This window comes from Caldimonas sp. (assembly GCF_046289365.1).
Taxonomy (GTDB): Bacteria; Pseudomonadota; Gammaproteobacteria; order Burkholderiales; family Burkholderiaceae_C; genus Caldimonas.
In genome coordinates, this window is the sequence record NZ_JBKBVU010000267.1 from 1 (window position 1) to 3,294 (window position 3,294).

Annotated in this window: 3 protein-coding genes; 2 read left to right on the plus strand and 1 reads right to left on the minus strand. The window is 69.3% G+C overall.

Going from position 1 to position 3,294, the window contains the following annotated elements; translation table 11 throughout:
* Nucleotides 1–1,582, plus strand: a 1,582-nt coding sequence (locus tag ACK42S_RS16695) for a DUF1631 family protein (protein ID WP_409710180.1), incomplete at its 5' end; no start/stop codon positions are given.
* Here the strand turns inward: ACK42S_RS16695 and pdxA are convergent.
* Complete coding sequence (gene pdxA, locus ACK42S_RS16700) at nt 1,560–2,594, minus strand: 4-hydroxythreonine-4-phosphate dehydrogenase PdxA (RefSeq protein WP_409710183.1); 1,035 nt, start codon at nt 2,592–2,594, stop codon at nt 1,560–1,562. The two genes, ACK42S_RS16695 and pdxA, sit on opposite strands and share 23 nt — an antisense overlap.
* 222 nt (nt 2,595–2,816) lie before the next feature.
* Between pdxA and ACK42S_RS16705 the strand changes: the two genes are divergently transcribed.
* Nucleotides 2,817–3,221 (plus strand): hypothetical protein, encoded by a 405-nt coding sequence (locus ACK42S_RS16705; RefSeq protein WP_409710186.1) that lies wholly within the window; start codon nt 2,817–2,819, stop codon nt 3,219–3,221.
* Nucleotides 3,222–3,294: the final 73 nt, after the last annotated feature.

Here is a 3,294-nt window from a genome sequence, read left to right on the forward strand (position 1 = left end):
GGCACCGGCCGGGGCCGACGCGCAGATGCTGGATGTCATCCGCCGCCTGGCCTATCTGACCAGCGGCCCGGGCGCGCTGGACGGCGTGAGCACAGGCGGCTGGAGCACCAGCGGGGCCGGCGCGGCGCCCCCCTCCACGGCCCCGGGGGGACTGCATTCGGGCCTGAGCGGCCTGATGGCCGTCAACCTGATCCGCGCGCACCGCGAGGAACTGATGCGCGCCAGCAGCGGGGCGCTCGATCACATGGTGATCGACATCGTCGCCTCGCTGTTCGACCAGATCCTGTCCGACCCGAAGGTGCCGCCGCAGATGGCGCGCCAGATCGCCCGACTGCAGTTGCCCGTGCTGCGGGTGGCGCTCAAGGACGTGCAGTTCTTCTCCTCGCGCAGCCATCCAGTGCGCAAGTTCGTCAACCGCATGGCCTCCATCGCCTGCGCCTTCGAGGACTTCGACGAAGGCCCCGGCAAGCGCTTCCTGAGCCTGGTGCGCGAACTGGTTCAGCAGGTCGTCGAGGGCGATTTCGACCAGATGGATCTCTACGAGGGCAGGCTGCGGGCCCTCGAGACTTTCGTGCAGGAACAGGCGCAGGACGAGGCTTTGGCTCATGCCGAGGCGGTCGCGTTGCTGGCCAACAAGGAAGCCCAACTGCGCATCGTGCACCGGCACGAGATGCAGATGCACGGCGTGCTGGCGTCGATCGGTCTGCACGACTTCATCCGCGACTTCCTCGTGAAGGTGTGGAGCCAGGTCGAGGTGGAGGCCACGCTGCGCCACGGGTCGCAGGCCGAGACGACCCGGCGCATCCGGCGTGCCGCACGCGAACTGGTGATGTCGGTGCAGCCCAAAGCCACGCCGGCCGAGCGCAAGCAGTTCATCCTGGCGCTGCCCCAGTTGATGAAGACGCTCAACGAGGGCCTGGCGCTGATTCACCACCCGGAGGAGCAGAAGAAGGCCTTCTTCGCCGAACTGCTGCCGCTGCATGCCCAGTCGCTCAAGGGCCAGCCGCTGACCGACTTCCAGATGCGCCAGCTCGACGCCCAGCTCCAGGGGCTGGACCGGCTGGTCGTGCCCACGGCCGAGGAGGTGCCGCCCACCGAGGTGCCGGCCGCGGTGGCAGCCCCGGAGACGAACTTCTCGCCCGACGAGGCCCGCAGCATCGGGCTGGTGGCCGAGACCGCCATCGACTGGGACGGCCGCATCGACATCGACCTCAGCGGCGGCGAGGCCGGCGGCACCGACGTGGACATCAACCTCGAGGCACTCGAGCCCGAGATGCGGCCCGAGCAGCCCACGCAGGGCGTGGCCCTGGTACAGCACGTGCAGCCTGGCGTGGCCTACCAGATGCACCTGGACGGCCAGTGGAAAAAGGTGCGGCTGAACTGGGTGAGCCCGGGGCGAACCTTCTTCATCTTCAGCCACGGCAAGAAGCACCAGACCATCGTCTCGATGACTGGGCGCATGCTGACCAAGATGTGCGAGACCGGGCGCTTCCGCGCCTTCGAGCAGGCCTACCTGATCGAGCGCGCCGTGGCACGCGCGCGCAAGCAGCTCGCCGAGCTCACCGCGAACAGCCAGCGCTGAGCCGGCGGGCCATGCGGGCCGCGGCGATCAGGCTGGACGGATCGGCCCGGCCCGTGCCGGCGATGTCGAAGGCGGTGCCATGGTCGGGGCTGGTGCGAATGAAAGGCAGGCCCAGCGTCACGTTCACGCCCTGCTCCACCCCGAGGTACTTCACCGGGATCAAGCCCTGGTCGTGATACATCGCCACCACCAGGTCGAACTCGCCCGGATGACCCGGCGCGTGGCGGGCCCGCATGAAGACCGTGTCGGGCGCGTAAGGGCCGCGGGCGTCGATGCCCTCGGAGCGCGCCGCCTCGATGGCCGGGGCGATGTGGCGGATCTCCTCGTCGCCGAACAGGCCGCCCTCGCCCGCATGCGGGTTGAGCCCGGCCACCGCGATACGCGGCCGCGGTTGCCCCCACAGCGCCGCGCTGCGGTGGGCGATGCGGATCGTCTCCAGCACCGACTCGCACGTCACCCGCTCGATCGCCTCGCGCAGCGGCAGGTGGATGCTCACGAGCACGGTCTTGAGCTCGTCATTGGCCAGCATCATGCGCACCGCCGGTGCGGCCTCGCCCGGGCCGGCCGCCTCGGCGGCCAGCAGTTCGGTGTGGCCGGGATAGGGCTCGCCCGCTGCAGCCAGCGCCTCCTTGTGCAGCGGCGCGGTGACGATGCCAGCCACCTCGCCGGCACGCGCCCAGGCGATGGCCTGGCGCACACAGCAGGCAGCGGCTGCGCCAGCGCGCGCATCGACGCGGCCCCAGGGCAGCTGGGCCAAGCCCATGGGCAGGCCGGGGGGCTCGATCACGGGCACGGCAGCCGCCGGCACCGAGACCGCCTCGTCCGGATGGTCGAGCACCACCACGGGCGCCTGCAAGCCTTGGCACGCCAGGGCACGGCGCATCACGGCGGCATCGCCCACCACGACAGCAGCGGGCATCGCTCCGGCGACCAGGGCGCGGGCCAGGATTTCCGGGCCGACGCCGCAGGGGTCTCCCATCGTCAAAGCCAGGGGACGGTCGATAGCGCTCATCGGGGCAGACGCAAGGGACTGGACATGTCCGCATTGTGAACGCACCGCATCGAAAGCCCGTGTGCGTGCATGACGCCGCTGGAATTCCCCCTTTAGGGGGAGGCACCTGGGGTTGGTTTTGTGATCCTATCTGCACGTTTTTGGGAAACGCCAGCCGTCCGTCCCTTCGGGCCGGTCCGGCTCGCGCTCACCCGCAAGGAATCTATGTCTTCGATTAGCCCCATGACTCAACATCTTGCCCGCATCCGCTTTGCGGACGGCCTGACCCTGCTCGGGTTGTACGACGCCCAGGCCGACAGCATGGAGCCCTCACTGGTGCGACCGATGCCTGACATCACGGGTCGCTGGGAGTGTTGCCATCTCGAGCCACCGGATTGCCGTGAACGCTATGAACGCGCCCACCGTGTGCAGCACGGCTGTGCGCCCGCGGAACGCATGCAGCGCCTGTGGCGCAGCGCGATGGCACTGACGGCCGGCGATTCCGGCCTGCTGGAAGAGGCCCTGGACTGGCAGTCTCAGACCGAGCCGGTGGAAGTGGACGTGCCCGCCTGTGATGCCCGCTGGCGCTCCCATGCCGACCGCAGCCGTCTGGCCCTGGTGGGCACGCTGGAGCCGGTGCGTCACTGAGCCGTCGTTTTGGGTCAAGATCGGGGCTGCCATGGAAGGAGACGCCCCGATGTTCAAAGCCTTGCTACTGACC